Origin of the sequence: Polyangium sp. 6x1, assembly GCF_029946515.1 — a bacterium.
In the GTDB taxonomy this organism is placed as follows: Bacteria; Myxococcota_A; Polyangia; order Polyangiales; family Polyangiaceae; genus Polyangium.
Window position 1 is genome coordinate 197,645 of record NZ_JARZHH010000008.1, and the last position, 13,604, is coordinate 211,248.

Sequence of the window (13,604 nt, forward strand, 5' to 3'; positions counted from 1 at the left end):
CTCGCGGCGCAGTCGCCGGTAGCGGTCAACCGCCGCGCTCGCGTCGCTCGCGCAGGTTACGCGCTGTCAGGCGCAGCACGGCGCGTGCCCGGGGCGTCATGCAGAGCTCCAGCGCAGCCGCGACGCCGCGAGCGATGGCGAACTCGGGCGACACGCGCGGCTTCTCCTCGGCCTGGTTCCACTCGGGCCCCCGCGCCGCTTCCTCTACGGCGGACGCGAAGGCCAGGACAACCTCTTCCACCGCCATTACCGCGACTCCTTCCTCGTTTCGACGTGCCAGAGGCCGAGTTCCGGCGACTGTCGGGCCTGGCCGTCGCGGGCGAGCGTGGCCAGGGCCGCCTCGACCCGCTTGACCGGCAAACCGAGCAGCGCGGCGACCATCGCCGCGCTCATCGGTCCCCGCGCGGCGAGCTCCGCGCGGACGTGCTCACCGCACGTCGGCGGCATGCTCGCCTCGGTCGGAAGGTGCGGGGCCGGGCTCGGTCACGCGGTCGGCCTCGATCGCCGCGAGCTCGCTCGGCGTGTGCGTGCATGTCTCGCAGCACGGGCCGATCCAGTACCGCGCGCCCACGCAGTAGCCGGCCGCCTTGCCGCATGCGTCACACCGCGCGCCCCGCTCGAGGCTGTCAACGAGAACCGGGCGGTGCGCGTGGGGCCCGTCGAACAGCTCGAACGGCACAGGTGCGGCGAGCCCCGGATCGTCGCCCTGCCAAAGGAAGCCGCGGAACTCCTCGGCGGGTCCCCGCTGGTCGCGTTCCACGGCGCGCACCTCGGCCCGCACCTCGGCCCGCACCTCGGCCCGCTCCTCGGTGGCGTCGACCTGCGCCGCTTTGGGCCGGCGTTCGCCCGAACACAACGCCTCGAACTTCTCGCGCAGCCACGCCCACGCGCGCCCCCACGACCAGGGCCGCAGGCCCTCGGCCCAGGCCTCGATCTCCCGCGCGTCGTCGTGCTCGTCGCCCTGGTGCTCCTGCACCTTGCTCATCGTGCAGCCTCCTGGCTCCCCTCCGCACGCGGGCGGATCTCCGTCTCTCCGTTCCGCGCGCGCGCCGCGAGCACCGTGTCCCCTGCGACGATCGCGAGGTCGTAAGCCTGGCCGAACGCCTCCGCGAGCGCTGCATGCAGCGCCTCGACTGCCGCGACGATCGCGCGTGTCGCCAACGGGCGCAGCCCCTTCGGCGTGGTCCCCTCGAGCAGCCTCCGCAAGCGATCGCCGGCTGCGGGCACCTCGACGGCCATCATCCTGTCGAGGAGTTCCCCGCAAAGTCGCTCGGTCTGCCCGTAGTCAAGCCGCTCCACGGCGGCGCTGAACCTACGGCGGAAGAGGTTGATCGCGGCCACCCCCTCAGCGGGAGGCTTCGACTCCACCTCTGGTTCGTCCGGGGGCGCGTGGCCGTCGCAAACGCGCACGAGCTCCGCGACGAACACCCCGAAGCCGGGATCGTCCCACAACATGCCCAGGCCCGTGAGCACGCCGCTCACGAACTCCAGCGCCTCTTCTTTCCGGTAGTCGCTCGGCGCGCTCATGCAGCCCTCCCGAGGCTGGCGAGCCTTTCCATGTGCAGGAGCGTCCGGAGGTAGTGCCGGCCCTCCCGCTCGGCGGCCTCCGTCGTATCGGCTGCGTTCGCCAGCAGGGCGACCGATCGCAACGGCGGCGCGCTCGCGAAGTGCACGCGCGGCCCGCCTGCAACGTTCCGCGTGATCACTGCCTCCAGGTCACGCGCGGCGAGCGAGAACGACCCGATCAGGCCGCGCGGCGCACCCTCGATGGACGAGACCGGCGCGCGGGCCACCTCCGCGAGCGCGCGAAGGTCGGCGCGACGAGTGGGCCGGCCAGACCTCGCGCGTGCGCTGAACTCGGCCGCCGACAGCGCCCCGCGCTCCCCGGGCGCGAGCGCCGCGAAGACCGCTTCACGTGCCGCCCGCAAGATCGCCCGCTCGTCCGCGCCGTGCTCGCAGAGCGGCGGCAGGAGCGCGAGCGCGCGGAGCTCCGGCGCGGCGCCGAAGTAAACCCGCGCCTCGTTGCGGCGCGTGAGGATCGCCGCAGCCTCGATCTCGAGGTCATGATCGGCGATCGCCCAAAGCGCGCGGCCGCCTCGGTCGGCGTCGCGCAGCAGCTCGATCAGATCGTTCCGTTTCTCGAGCGCCAGCCCGAGATCCTTGTGTGTCATTCCCTCTTCCTCTCCCCGGAGGGCTCGATGGCCCTCGTTTGGCCTGCTCGGCAGGCACCACCTCATCGGCGCTTGCACGCACGCCGGCAGCTCGCCGACATGCGGCCGTCTCGACGCGTCACGCCCCGCTCGTCGCGAAGAGCGGACCCGCGATGCGCTCGGCGACCGCGACCCGACAGCACCATTCCGCTACGTCGCACGCGTCGACGTAGAGCCCCCTCCCAAGTGCTGCGGCGATGTCCGGCCCGCTGCCCATGTACGGCACGAACACCCGATCACCCCGCTTCAAACCGGCCTGCTCGAATACCCAAGTCGACAGCGCGACGGGCTTCTGGGTGGGGTGGAGATGCGGGCGTCCGGTCTCGCTCGCACGTGCCAGTCCACGCCATGCGTGCCCAAAGCGCCGCGTGCGGCGTCCGATGTTCGTCCAGGCGAGTTCGACGTCGCCGTTATCGTCGCTTGTTGTCCCGTCGCGCTTATCCCAGCACCACCACGCGGACGAGTCCGGTAGCCGTGAGGCGTAGTTTTGCGCCCCCCACAGCACGGTCGGGCGGCCGAGAGCTAGCACTGCCGAGGGGTCGCACGGGCGATCGTCTCCTTCGATCTCGGGCCAATCGTGCGCCTGCGCATAACCTGCCACGCGCGGCGTTTTGCTGGGCACAAGGCCGCGCCGGTTGCTACGGCGACGGACACGTTCCCTGACGCCGTAGCTCGGATCCGCATGCACGAGCGCGAGGCGCTGCACATCGATTACACCAGCCGCGAGGACTGCCTCGAACGCGGCGTGCCAGATGCGCACGCCCTGCCCTTCGTAGAACGGCTTCACGTCGACCGCTCCCGACGCGCTGGAGCCGCGAGCGCAGCCGCCTCTGCGCGCAGCGCCCCGCGCGCGTCCTCGCAGATGCCCAAGTCGACGTCGCAGCCGATGAACCGCGCACCAACCCTCAGCGCCGCAACCCCGATGCCGCCACCCCCGACGAACGGATCGACGACGAGGCCCCCAGGAGGAGCGACCACGCGAAGGTGGCGCGCGATGAGCTCCGGCGGCTTCGGCGTCTGGTGGTTCTTCTTCTTCGGCGGCACGCGCCGCACGCCGTGAATATTGCCCTCGTCGCTCGCGTGGTACTCGGGCGAGCGGTTCACGAAGTGCAGCACCACCTCGTGCTGCGCTCGAAACCCCTTGCCGAGGCCCGGCGTCAGCTTGTCCCAGATGAGCAGGTTCGCATACCGGAGCCCGCTCGACTCAAGCGCGGGCTTCAGCGCGTCGATCATCCGGTGATCGGTGAAGCAGCCGAAGTGCCCCGAGGGGCGCAACGCGCGAGCCGCGCGCATGGCGACCGCCCGCAGGAACCACACGAGGCCCGTGGTCCCCATGTTGTCATTCACGAACCAGCCGAGGCGCTTGATCGTCGCGGCCTGGAGCATGCCACGTGCGCGCCGCTTGGCCGTCTCGAGGAAGCCCCCCGAGCAATAGGGCGGATCGCACCACACGGCATCGACGCACCCGGGCGGCAGGAGCTCGAGGAAGTCGACCGCATCCCCGCTCGTGATCGCCCACTCGGCCCGGCCCGCGATGACATCCGCGATCGAGCCCTCGCGCGGCGCGATGCGCGAGGCCGTGCCGTTCACCTCTTCGATGCAGTTCAAGCTCTCATCCCTCCTCGCGTCGGGTACACCTCGACGCCAACCCGAGCGCGCTCACGCTGCCGGGCCTCCGTTTGTCGTTCGCTTCCGCTGCGGCTATCTCGGCGCGTGTTCTGCTTCGACGAACCCGACGCACGCGCAGCGGTCGCCGCAGTAGGCGCAGGCGCCGTGCCCTAGCTCGTCATGAAAGGCCCGCATGTGGCCGCATCGGCAGGCCTTGAGCCACCAATCCGGCCCGTGCTCGGCCTCGGCCTCCGCCGCGCCGCTCGTCGCGAGCAGCGCCAGAACGACGAGGGCGATCGCGAGCAGAAGGACGGCAACGATCACGCCCGCGCCTCCCCGCGTCCTCGGCCGAAGAACGCCAGCAGCAACCGCGCTGCGGTCATCCGCCCCTCGTGTGACGTCAACGGTCCGAGCAGCGCCGGCTGCGCGAGGTAATCCGCAAGCTCGTCTTCGACCGGCAGCGCCTCGACCTCCGCGAGGCGTCCCCCGTCGTCGCACGCGAGGCACTGCCACGAGCGGCCGCCGACCACGATGTCGAAGGAGAGGCAGCGGCCGCAAGCGATGGGCTCGCCCTTGCGTCGGGTGGTCATCGCGCGCCGTTGCTCCTCTCCTGCGCCTCGGCGCGCCGCACGAGCTCCGCCGCAAGGGCACGCGCGCGACACGGCGCGAGCCCGACGAGGACCTCCGCGTCGCCCTGCTTCACGTCGAGGATCACCATCCCCGCGTGCCCCTCGCCCTCGTCGACCACGCGCACGGTAGGAGCCATCAAGAGCGCGCGGATCATCGGCCCTCCTCAGCGGCGCGCGGCAGCTCGTACGTGTGCCGGATGGGCCGACCCTTCGAGGGTTTGCCCGCATGCGCGTCGCTCTCCCGCTCGGCGTATGTGGCGGCGATGTCGAACGCCTCTGCCGCCTTCCGGCAGTACGAGGAGGCCAGCCGATGATCGCCTACGCTTACCGACTGCCGAGCGGTGATGAGGTGCTGCGCGCCCTGGTCGCGATAGACGCGCGACGCTTGCGCGTTCGTAAGCCGCTGCCCGGGCCGCGCCGTCTCCACGGCACGGCCGGCGCCTACGACCGTCCCCGTCACGATTTCACGAGCTCCCACGTTCGACCCTCCTCGTCGCGGCGTAGAACCCCCAGGGCACGCCCTCGATCATCACGCGCAACACGCGACGCCCACGGAAGGTCCACGAGCCGAGGACCTCGCCCGTCTTGCCGCGCAGACGCACGGCGCTCTTCTGCAAGACCCGCACGGTCATGAGCCCGGCTCTCCCCAGCGCACACGCGGCGCGTGCGCGATGCGGCGCGGCTTTTCCCCGCGCGCCACGAGAGGCCGCACCGCGAGGCGGGCGGCCGTCACGATTCCGTCCGTCCACTCGCGGGGATGGATGCTGTAGTGCTCAACCGCGATGACCTCCCACAGCCCAAGCAGCGCATTCTCGCCGTGGTAGACCTTGTCCACGCGCACGGCGTCGCCGACCTGCGGCACGCGCGTTAGCTCGACCGTGGCCATCAGTCCGGACCGAGGCAGCCACAGATCCACGTGCACCGCGGGTGCGCCCGCCGTGCCGAACCGCCGCCGCTTCCTCGGCGCCGTCATCGCGCGCCCTCCCAGCGGCCGCGCGACTCGAGCGCGCGGAGCGCGTTCAAGAACGCCCGATCGAGCAGCCGCGCCGCTTCCTCGAGCCGGAGGCGCGCGGCGCCCCTGCGCGCGGGGATCTCCGCCTCGAGCGCGCCCTGCGCGCGCGCGACGTTGTGCAGGAAGACGCGCAGCCCCTCCCGGTCCGGCGGGGGCAGGCCCGGCAGCATTCCGAGCCGTTGCGAAGGGTTCGGCGCGCCGTCTACGTCACCCAGGCGATGCATGCCACGCACGGTCACGCGCGCGGCCTCGATGTCTGCCAGCGCGAGGTGCACACGATCCGTGTTGCTGCGCGTCCTGGCGTTCGTGTCGATGCCGTTGGTCCTGGTCGTTGTACTTCGCTTCATGTGATGCCCCAACTGCGCCGCGCCTGCTTCAGCAGATCGATCCCGTTCTCGTAGAAGTGCTCCGACATCCGGCCGTTCATCGGCATCGGGATGTGCTTCGTGGTTTTGTTTGAGTTCATAGTTTTTGACCTGCGAACATTCCCCGCGCCCAAGTCACCGGGGCGCCACACTCGAGGAAGAGCGGCCCGCCGCTACGCACCCACCGCACGCGCCCTCGGCCGCGCGGCAGGTCCGCCGCATGCTCGAGGTCGAGGTCGCCCCGGTCGTGCTCGTCGCTCTCCCTGGCTAGGACGCAGACGAGGCCGGACGCGTGCCGATGTCCGCACCGCGGGCCGCCATCGCTCACCCCGCCCCGCGCATCGCTCGCGTCATCTTCGCCGCGGGATGCGACGCGTCCGCGAACGTCTCGAGGAGCAGATCGCAGAGGTCGAGCGCGTACCGATTGACGAACCGATTACGGCTCGCCACCGCACGCACGTACCGCTCGGCGCGCGCTACGAGCTCCGCCGCCGTCGCCGCGTCGACCATCAGGCCCGCGGCGGTACGCGAGGCAAGAACTGTCGCCGCAGCCGCGAGCGCATGTCCGTGTCCAGGCTCACAATTCGCAACCGTGACGACGTGGGAAGCGGCGAGCGTGGAGACCCGCCCCGCCATCTCCCCGCCATCTCCCCTTTGTGGGCCTATCCCTTTGGAATCACTGCGTTCTGCGCGGGCCTCCGGAGCCGAAGGCCAGAGGTTCGAATCCTCTGTGGCGCGCAAAGTCCTCATCGCAGCCCGTTCATCGCAGCGAGGAGATCGTCGGTGCTCACCGGCTTGACGAGGTGGTGCTCGAAGCCCGCCTCGGTCGTGTGCTTGCGATCCTCCTCCTGGCCGTACCCCGTCACCGCGAGCAGGCGCGGCGCCCGCGCCCCGAGCCGCTCGCGGATCCGCGCGGCGAGCTCGTAGCCGTCCATCACCGGCAGGCCGATGTCGAGCACGGCCACGTCCGGCGCGAACGACTCGATCATCGAGAGCGCCTGCGGCCCGTCGAAGGCCACGGCCACGGGCCATCCTTGCGCGCGGATCACCTCCGCGAGCAGCGTCGCCGCGTCCTCGTTGTCGTCGACGACGAGCACCCGATGCGCGGCCAACGCTGGCGCGGGCGCGCGCGCCTCTTCCGCCGCAGGCAGCGATGCGCGGTCATGCGCGGGCAGTCGCACCTCGATCGTGCTGCCGTGACCCGCGCCGTCGCTGCGCGCCGAGACCTCGCCGCCGTGCAGCGACACCAGGCTCTTCACGAGCGTGAGGCCGATGCCGAGCCCGCCTGCGCTGCGCTCCATGCTCTGCGCACCTTGCACGAAGGGTTCGAACACACGCGCGAGCAGCTCCGGGCTCATGCCCATGCCGGTGTCGCGCACCGTGGCCACGATCGTGTCGCCGTGCCGCTCGGCCGAGACCTCGACGTTCCCGCCGGGATCGGTGTACTTCGCCGCGTTCGTGAACAGGTTCGCGAAGACCTGCGCGAGCCTGTCGGGATCCGCGTTCACGAAGAGCCCGGTCCGCGGCACGTTCACGGTCACGTGGTGGCGACGGCTCTCGAGCAGCGGGCTCGCCATCTCGAGCGCGCGCGTGATCACCGGTTCGAGCTCGATGGGGCGCTTCGAGAGCGAGATCAGGCCACGCGCGACGCGCGAGACGTCGAGCAAATCGTCGACCATCCGGCCGAGGTGATGCACTTGCCGCTCGATCACCTGCTCCGGGCGGCCGAGCTGTCCGCCGCTCCGCATCCGGACGAGCTCGAGCGCCGTGACCATCGGGGCGAGCGGGTTTCGGAGCTCGTGACCGAGCATCGCCAGAAATTCGTCTTTCGCGCGGTTGGCGGCCTCGGCCTCGCTGCGCAGCGCCTCCACGCGCGCCGTCGCCTGCTCGGCGTTTTGCCGGGCGACACGCTCGTTATTGTGGGCCTCGCGCAGGTGCGCGATCGCGACGTTGCGCTCGTTCGTCAGCCAGCTGATGAGCACGCCCATCAAGAGAAAAACGATCAGGCTCGTGACCTCTTCGATCTCGCCCTCGATGTCCGGGTAATCGTATCGAAGGAAAAACCATGCAACGCTGGAGCCGCCGACGAGCGTGGTGAGCATTCCGGCTCGGAATCCTCCATACCAGCCGCTCAGCACCACCGCGGGGAACATCGTGATGAACGGGACAGCGTGGCCGAGCGCTGGTGTCAGCAATACCCGCGCGCCGAGGCCGAGCCCGGCCGATAGCAGCGCCACCGCGTAACGTTTCCACGCCGCGCGTGCGCAAGGCGCCTCCGAGCGCTCCAATGCCGTACCTCTTGGCTTCACGATGCTCAGGCGATCGGGACCAAAATACTACGGATCGTGCACGCGCGCGATCCTGGAGGAACGGCGGCGCCCAGAGGCGCGGAGATCCGGAAGGGGATGGATGGAAAGGTTTTCCGTTTGAGCAAAAACGGATGACGGGGAGGCGGACGAGGCGCTCGATAGCTCGAGCGGCCGGACGGTCAGGGCGCTTTGACGTCCTCGAAGTTCGTCCTCGCGGCAATGTGCTCCTCGCTCAGATTGAGCAGGATGGGCAAGGTCTCGCATTGCCAATCGTCGTCGGCGATACGGCGCACGGTGACGCGGCCGGGGACGAGGTTGTAGACCGCGTCGACGATATCCATGATGACGTAGAACCCGTTCGAGTTGCAGAAGCGCATCTTGACGAAGTCCATCGTCGTCTCGGTGACGGACTGCCGGGGGAGGACCTTCGCAAGCTCCTCGAGGTACGTGTGGAGGTAGCGGTAGGGGTTGTCCACCCGGATGACGCCCTCGAACGTCAGGATGAGGTGATGATCATCGAGCTTCGCGACCGAGTGAAACACGCTCAGTCCGCCGTCCATGATTTCACCGTAGGTGAGGACCTTCATGCGAAACCTCTCATCGGGAATAGCGCTTTGACAACGAGGAACCCCTGCTCGTACTCAGCCGTGAGCTTGAACTTGCTCTCCGCGGTGAGCCGCATGAGGCCGAGGCCTCCCTTCGCCTTGTCGATACGCCGGCGATAGACCGTGTCAGCGAGGAGCTTTCGCGGGTCCTCGGCGTTGGCGATGACGGTGAAGCGATCGCTCACGGCTTTGAACTCGTCTTCCGTGGCAGGATTCGCCACGGTGATCATGAGCTCGTCGCCGTCGATCTTCAGGTCGACGCGCAATGCGCCGTCACGGATCGAGCAGTGCTCCATCACGTTGGTGACCAGCTCGATGACGACCACGTTCGCCTTCGAGCAGATCTGCCGCGGGTAAAACATCCCCAAAAGGTCGAAGAGAAAGTTCCCGAGCAGGCCTGCCACGTCCCCGGCCACGTGATCGAGCGGCGCGATGGAAATCGACGCTCCGACGGCCGTCTGCGTCCGGTTGCCCCCGGCGCTCATTTAGCGCACCTTCGCATGATGAGGAGCGTGATGTCGTCGATGTCCTCGGCCCTGAAGGACGTATAGTCGTCCACACATCTCTTCAGGATATCCTGGACGGGTTCTTCGCTATGCCGCGCGATGATGTCATTGAGACGTTGCACGGTATAACCCTTTCCCTCTGCATCTAAAGCCTCGACCATACCATCCGTGTACAGCGCCAGGACGTCTCCCTGCTCGAACGGCAGCTCGAACTCACGGAACGGCTTGGTCCTCAAACCGATGTAATTGCCCACCCTGTTGAACGTTCGCTGCATCCCGTGCCGGACCAGGAGTCCATATCCTCCGCCGGAGACATACCGGATGAACCGATCGCTGAAGACCACGAAGTTCACCGTGGCATACCGCCTCACTCCGCGGAGAAAGGCATACGACGCACGGTTGACCCAATCCACGATCGCGCTCGGGCTTTCGGAACGCCGCGTCGCATTCTCGATCTGTGCCTTCAAGAACGACATGATCAGCGCCGACGACACCCCGTGCCCCGAGATGTCGAACACGCTGACCGCAAAGCGTTCCCCAGGTAGCTGGGAAAAGTCGTAATAGTCCCCGCCAACCTCCGCGAGTTGCTTGTGGTAGATGGCGATTTCCAGCTCCGCGGAGAGCGCCGACGGGTCTGGCAAGAGCGCCTGCTGGATCCCTCGGGCGACCTCGAGGTCCTCGCTCACGATCCGGTTCTGAAGCTCGAGCTCGTTCTCGATGCGCGTCGCGTGTTCGAGCGTGAGCTCGTGCACCACAGACATCTCGTCGATGTCGGCCCGGAGACGCTCGCATTGCTCGACCAGGCCCCGACACCGGGCAAGGAGCTCGAGAGCCCCGCCGTCGCGCGCGAGCAAAGCCTTGCAAGCAGCGTCGTCCGATAGGAGCGCCTTGACGGCTTCGAGATCCGTCTGCTCCGACCGAGCTTCGGCCACCGGATCCGACGAGCTGTCCTTCGATGCGGTCATCGTTCGAACAAATCCTCCGACACGGGCGCCCTACGTTCCCCTCTCCTGTCAGTCACAGAAGATCATCTCGAAGTTCTGGTTGAACTTCTTCAGGTTCGGGAGCGACTTGCCCTGCCACGGAATGGCCTTCGAGCCCCGGACGACGAGCTGCACGTCGCCCTTCTTCCGCATGGCGATCGCGAACTTGTAGAGCACGTTGATCCCGGAGCTGTTCAGGAAGTTCAGCGTGCGCATGTCGATCGTGATCGACTTGGCATTGCCCAGGAGGACCTTCTCGAGGAGATCCTCGATCGGCTGGTATTCCTGCGGCCCGCCGAGGCGCAAGATACCCTCGAAGTAGACCGTGACCTCCGACGGGTCATACCAGACTCGATAGTTACCACCTTTGATTTCCATTCTGGCCCTTTCCTTCAAGATGGGCAGCCGCGCCATCGTCCTGATGCAAGTGTTCTGCGCTGAGACCGGATCGAGCTTCCACCCCAGGCTCACGCCATAGTCGCTCATGATGATGAGATACCCGAGCCCGGAGCCCGTCGCCTCGACATCCTCGGCATTGGCCTCGGCCTGGCGACGCAAAAGCTCTCCCGGGTCCTCACGCGAGAGCTCGAGCAGCTTCTCCCGCAGCGGAGGCACCTCGCCGTTGGCGATGTGGTTGCTCACCAGGCACACCAGATCTTCCTTGCCAATCCCAACCGTGACGTTGATGTCACCGCTGCGGTTGAACTTGACGGCGTTCTCCACGAGCTCGTTGAGCACGTAGCTCACCGCGCCGCTGACCTCCGCCCGGCTGATGAGCTTCCCGTCGTTGTCCGCGTCCGGAAAGAGCTCGGCGAAGTACTCCGCCATGAAGTTCGCCGTGAGGTTGCAGAGGCTCCACCGCACCGCGAACGAATCCGGGTACAGGGTCAACGACATGTGCTCGCTGAACGAGTCGTCCAGCGAATAGACGCCAATGATCTCACTCATAGTGTTGCCGGTCTCCTACGCGTCATAGCCTCTTGATGACCAACACGGTGATGTCATCGTAGACCTTGTTCGTGCCGATGTGGTTCATCAGGTCCTCGATGATCGCGTCCTTGATCTCCTGCGACGTCTTCTTGTGATTCTGAGAGACGATCTCGCATAGCCGCTCGACGCCGTACTGCGCCGTGTCGGTGCGCTCCGCCTCCGTCACCCCGTCCGTGAAGAGAACGACGACGTCCCCCGACTCCAGATCGATCTCCGTGTTGGAGAGGAAATCGGTGATGTCCTCGTCCATGCCCACCGGGAGCCCCAGCCCGGTCGTGTCCACGCGCTCGAGCTCGCCCGAAGCACGCACGACGATGACCTCCTCGTGCTGCCCGGTGAGCCGGAGCTTGCCATCGCTGTAGTCCATCAGCGACAGCGTGAGGTTCTTGTCCGAGCTGATGCGCTGGATGTTCTGGTAAATGACCTTGTTGACGATGCCGAGGAACCGCGTGGGATCGGTCTCGTTGCTGGCGAGCAGCGTACGGACCGCGGTCTGCACCATCAGCATGAGCACGCCGCTCTCGAGGCCGTGCCCGGTCACGTCGCCGATGCCGATCTTGATGACGCCGTTGCCGCGGAGAACGTCGTAATAATCACCGCCGACCTCGTCCGCGGGCGACATGTACCCCGCGATGTCGAGGTCCTTGATCTCCTGCAGCTCTTGCGCGGGCGGGAGCACCATGAGCTGGAGCTGCCGCGCCACGTTGAGCTCCGCGCCGAGCCGCAGGTTCTCCTGCGCGAGCTGGGCGTTGAGGCTCATGATCTCCTTGTTCGCGTCCTCGAGCTCACCCGTCCGTGCCTTGACGAGCTGCTCGAGGTTGTTCGTGTGGGCCCGGATCTCGGCCGCCATCTCGTTGAAGGCGCCCGTGAGCTGGCCGATCTCGTCGCCGCTCCGCACCTCGACGCGCACGCCGTAGTCGCCTTCACGCATGCGCGACGCGCCCTCGGAGAGCGCCACGAGCGCGCCCGTCATGCGACGCGCGACGAGGTAGACGCCGAGCATCACGATCACGAGGGAGCCGATCGTGATGAGGCCCTGGCTCTTCGTGAGGCTCGTCCGCGTCTGCTCGATGGTCGCCTGCGCGCGATCGAGCGAACGGTAGAGCTCCTCCTTGGGCACGACGAAGCCGAGTGTCCAGTGATCGGGCACGATCGCGCCGTTGACCAGGCCGTCGAGCGTACGGAGTCGCTGGAGCACGATGATGTGCGGCCGGTTGTCCAGCGTGATGTCGTGATAGTCGACGTTCACGTTGTCGGGCAGCTTGAGCGTCGCGATCGCGGGCTCCTTGCTGTCCTTGAAGGCCTGCTTGAGCATCGCGAGGCCGCCGTCGCCGCCCTTCTCCGCGCTGACCTTCAGGCCGAGCCGCGTGGCGCCCGCCTCGTTCACGGCGAGGACGTTGCCGTCCGACTGCGCGAGGAAGGCGAAGCCCGTCTCGGCGAGCTTCACGTCCTTGATCGACTCCACGATCTTCGCGAGCGCGATATCGAAGCCGATCGCCCCTCCGAAGCCCTTGCGATCCTTCGTCCACAAAGGGTGGAAGAGCGTCATCACGAGCCCCTGGCCGGCCGCGTCCTCATACGGGGGGATCACGGTGATGAGGGACTGCCGCTTCTTCAAGCCATCGGGTTCGGCCAGCCACTTCTGCCAGCCGTCGTGCAACCCCGGAAAGAAGTAGTCGTAGTAGTTCTTCTCGTTGTGGCCGGGCGCCGTCTTGTCGCAGTACCCGCCGATGTCGACGTAGGGCGTGAGGCGCGCGATCGGGATCTCGTGCGGCCCGACGTAATAGATCTGGAGCTTGTTCGCGCCGTGGGTCGCCATCACGGGCATGATCAGATCGAGCACGGCGGTGCGATCGATCTGCGCCTGCGTCTCCGGCTTCAGCGTGCCCGTGTTCTTGTCGCCGAGGTATCCCCACGCGGTGACGACGGCGGGCTCGTCGCTGCCGTTCTCGTACCAGTCCGACGCTTTGTTGTAGACGAGCTTGTCCTTGAGGAGCGGCGTGTTCGCGGCTTCCCGGAACACAGGCTCGAGCTCCGTGTCGTGATCGATCATGTTCTGCATGATCGCCGACAGCGTTTCGAGGTCCTTCTCGGCATGGCCGAGCTGGTAGTCGGTGTACTTGACCTTGTCTTCGATGGATTTGGTCAGGTATTCGCGGGTCGCCGCCGTGAGACCCTGATCGATCTCGGCGCGCGATCGGTCGCTCAGCTGGAGCAGGCCCGTGCGCGCGACCATCACGTTCAGCGCCGCGCCGAGCATGACGCTGATGCCCGTCACCAGGAGAAACTTGGTGTTGAATTTGTTGAGCCGCGCGAGGATTCCGCTCGGCGGGCTCTGGCCTGGTTGATTACCGCGATCGGACGACACGGCCCGGATCCTCCTGGAC

The 13,604-nt window shown here is 67.4% G+C and carries 22 protein-coding genes; all 22 read right to left on the reverse strand.

Annotation, left to right across the window (positions count from 1 at the left end):
• Positions 1-25 precede the first annotated feature (25 nt).
• Positions 26-247, reverse strand: coding sequence for a hypothetical protein (locus QHF85_RS11370; protein ID WP_281327150.1), 222 nt, complete (start codon positions 245-247; stop codon positions 26-28).
• On the reverse strand, positions 247-447 hold the full coding sequence (locus QHF85_RS11375; RefSeq protein WP_281327151.1) for a hypothetical protein: 201 nt from the start codon (positions 445-447) through the stop codon (positions 247-249). Before QHF85_RS11375 ends, QHF85_RS11370 begins: the two co-directional genes overlap by 1 nt.
• Positions 428-985, reverse strand: coding sequence for a hypothetical protein (locus tag QHF85_RS11380; RefSeq protein WP_281327152.1), 558 nt, complete (start codon positions 983-985; stop codon positions 428-430). Before QHF85_RS11380 ends, QHF85_RS11375 begins: the two co-directional genes overlap by 20 nt.
• Positions 982-1,527, reverse strand: a complete 546-nt coding sequence (locus QHF85_RS11385) for a hypothetical protein (RefSeq protein WP_281327153.1) — start codon at positions 1,525-1,527, stop codon at positions 982-984. Before QHF85_RS11385 ends, QHF85_RS11380 begins: the two co-directional genes overlap by 4 nt.
• Positions 1,524-2,171 carry a hypothetical protein gene (locus QHF85_RS11390; protein WP_281327154.1) on the reverse strand — a complete coding sequence of 216 codons (648 nt, stop codon included), beginning with the start codon at positions 2,169-2,171 and terminating at the stop codon, positions 1,524-1,526. Before QHF85_RS11390 ends, QHF85_RS11385 begins: the two co-directional genes overlap by 4 nt.
• Before the next feature lie 118 nt (positions 2,172-2,289).
• Entirely contained in the window at positions 2,290-2,997 is a 708-nt protein-coding gene (locus QHF85_RS11395; RefSeq protein ID WP_281327155.1) for a hypothetical protein, read from the reverse strand.
• Positions 2,994-3,818 (reverse strand): site-specific DNA-methyltransferase, encoded by an 825-nt coding sequence (locus tag QHF85_RS11400; RefSeq protein ID WP_281327156.1) that lies wholly within the window; start codon positions 3,816-3,818, stop codon positions 2,994-2,996. Before QHF85_RS11400 ends, QHF85_RS11395 begins: the two co-directional genes overlap by 4 nt.
• Positions 3,819-3,911: 93 nt before the next feature.
• On the reverse strand, positions 3,912-4,142 hold the full coding sequence (locus tag QHF85_RS11405; protein WP_281327157.1) for a hypothetical protein: 231 nt from the start codon (positions 4,140-4,142) through the stop codon (positions 3,912-3,914).
• Positions 4,139-4,408 (reverse strand): hypothetical protein, encoded by a 270-nt coding sequence (locus QHF85_RS11410; RefSeq protein WP_281327158.1) that lies wholly within the window; start codon positions 4,406-4,408, stop codon positions 4,139-4,141. Before QHF85_RS11410 ends, QHF85_RS11405 begins: the two co-directional genes overlap by 4 nt.
• Positions 4,405-4,602 carry a hypothetical protein gene (locus QHF85_RS11415; RefSeq protein WP_281327159.1) on the reverse strand — a complete coding sequence of 66 codons (198 nt, stop codon included), beginning with the start codon at positions 4,600-4,602 and terminating at the stop codon, positions 4,405-4,407. The genes QHF85_RS11410 and QHF85_RS11415 overlap by 4 nt, the downstream gene beginning before the upstream one ends.
• The gene (locus QHF85_RS11420; protein WP_281327160.1) at positions 4,599-4,925 is read right to left on the reverse strand and encodes a hypothetical protein; all 327 of its coding nucleotides are present in this window, start codon (positions 4,923-4,925) and stop codon (positions 4,599-4,601) included. The genes QHF85_RS11415 and QHF85_RS11420 overlap by 4 nt, the downstream gene beginning before the upstream one ends.
• On the reverse strand, positions 4,912-5,079 hold the full coding sequence (locus QHF85_RS11425) for a hypothetical protein (RefSeq protein ID WP_281327161.1): 168 nt from the start codon (positions 5,077-5,079) through the stop codon (positions 4,912-4,914). Before QHF85_RS11425 ends, QHF85_RS11420 begins: the two co-directional genes overlap by 14 nt.
• Positions 5,076-5,420, reverse strand: coding sequence for a hypothetical protein (locus QHF85_RS11430; protein ID WP_281327162.1), 345 nt, complete (start codon positions 5,418-5,420; stop codon positions 5,076-5,078). The genes QHF85_RS11425 and QHF85_RS11430 overlap by 4 nt, the downstream gene beginning before the upstream one ends.
• Positions 5,417-5,806 (reverse strand): hypothetical protein, encoded by a 390-nt coding sequence (locus QHF85_RS11435; protein ID WP_281327163.1) that lies wholly within the window; start codon positions 5,804-5,806, stop codon positions 5,417-5,419. Before QHF85_RS11435 ends, QHF85_RS11430 begins: the two co-directional genes overlap by 4 nt.
• Positions 5,803-5,925: a hypothetical protein gene (locus QHF85_RS11440; protein ID WP_281327164.1), complete on the reverse strand. Its 123-nt coding sequence runs from the start codon at positions 5,923-5,925 to the stop codon at positions 5,803-5,805. The genes QHF85_RS11435 and QHF85_RS11440 overlap by 4 nt, the downstream gene beginning before the upstream one ends.
• Positions 5,926-6,148: 223 nt before the next feature.
• On the reverse strand, positions 6,149-6,334 hold the full coding sequence (locus tag QHF85_RS11445; protein ID WP_281327165.1) for a hypothetical protein: 186 nt from the start codon (positions 6,332-6,334) through the stop codon (positions 6,149-6,151).
• Between the two features lie 236 nt (positions 6,335-6,570).
• Positions 6,571-8,112, reverse strand: coding sequence for an ATP-binding protein (locus QHF85_RS11450; RefSeq protein ID WP_281327166.1), 1,542 nt, complete (start codon positions 8,110-8,112; stop codon positions 6,571-6,573).
• Between the two features lie 200 nt (positions 8,113-8,312).
• Positions 8,313-8,720 (reverse strand): hypothetical protein, encoded by a 408-nt coding sequence (locus tag QHF85_RS11455; RefSeq protein ID WP_136928624.1) that lies wholly within the window; start codon positions 8,718-8,720, stop codon positions 8,313-8,315.
• Positions 8,717-9,223, reverse strand: coding sequence for an ATP-binding protein (locus QHF85_RS11460; protein WP_281327167.1), 507 nt, complete (start codon positions 9,221-9,223; stop codon positions 8,717-8,719). Before QHF85_RS11460 ends, QHF85_RS11455 begins: the two co-directional genes overlap by 4 nt.
• Positions 9,220-10,176 carry a SpoIIE family protein phosphatase gene (locus QHF85_RS11465; protein ID WP_281327168.1) on the reverse strand — a complete coding sequence of 319 codons (957 nt, stop codon included), beginning with the start codon at positions 10,174-10,176 and terminating at the stop codon, positions 9,220-9,222. The genes QHF85_RS11460 and QHF85_RS11465 overlap by 4 nt, the downstream gene beginning before the upstream one ends.
• 81 nt (positions 10,177-10,257) lie before the next feature.
• Positions 10,258-11,175 (reverse strand): hypothetical protein, encoded by a 918-nt coding sequence (locus QHF85_RS11470; RefSeq protein WP_281327169.1) that lies wholly within the window; start codon positions 11,173-11,175, stop codon positions 10,258-10,260.
• A 22-nt stretch (positions 11,176-11,197) separates the two neighbouring features.
• Positions 11,198-13,585 (reverse strand): SpoIIE family protein phosphatase, encoded by a 2,388-nt coding sequence (locus QHF85_RS11475; RefSeq protein WP_281327170.1) that lies wholly within the window; start codon positions 13,583-13,585, stop codon positions 11,198-11,200.
• Between the last annotated feature and the right edge of the window lie 19 nt (positions 13,586-13,604).